Annotated in this window: 1 protein-coding gene; it reads right to left on the minus strand. The window is 35.7% G+C overall.

What is annotated here, in order from left to right; genetic code table 11:
* Positions 1–305: hypothetical protein (locus AB4496_RS29350; RefSeq protein ID WP_372133652.1), on the minus strand; the 305-nt coding region annotated here is incomplete at its 3' end.
* Positions 306–577: the final 272 nt, after the last annotated feature.

The raw sequence follows: 577 nt of genomic DNA on the forward strand, positions 1-577 counted from the left end.
ATTAGTTCATAAACAGTTTTAGCCGCACCAACAAACGAAAGAGCCCATATGATATTACCAATAATAACTTGGTCATCAGGCGCTAGGCGTATGGCTTCGTGAGCGTGTAATAAAGCTTGTTTTTGTTGATTTAAAGATGTGTAGAGAATAGTCAACGTTAAGTGAGTATGACTTGCTTCAGGGAGCTTTTCCGCCTCTCTTTTATAGTAAGCGATTTCAAACTCACTCAAAACTGTAGAAGAACTAACAGCTTCCATTAGTGAGCTAAGAATTTCATTTACTTTAGATTGGGGTGCTATTTGCAAAGGTTCACCTTATTTATTGATCAGCCATTCTAGTTTAGGTGGAAATTTCTACCTTTCTTCATTGTGTCCAGTTGAAGACTTAGTTCAGCTTTCTAAGTTTTATATACTGTTCCAATATAAAAACAATACCGCTCATAGTACCAAAATCACATTAAATAACCACACTTACCCTTAAATACTGTTAAGCATGGTTAACATTGATTAACTATGGATGCCTAATTAGGAGTATAGATCACATCCATACCTCACATCTGTCCTGGCAAATCTTATTT

The sequence above is a fragment of the Vibrio sp. 10N.222.46.A1 genome (assembly GCF_041473595.1).
Classification (GTDB): Bacteria; Pseudomonadota; Gammaproteobacteria; order Enterobacterales; family Vibrionaceae; genus Vibrio; species Vibrio tasmaniensis_A.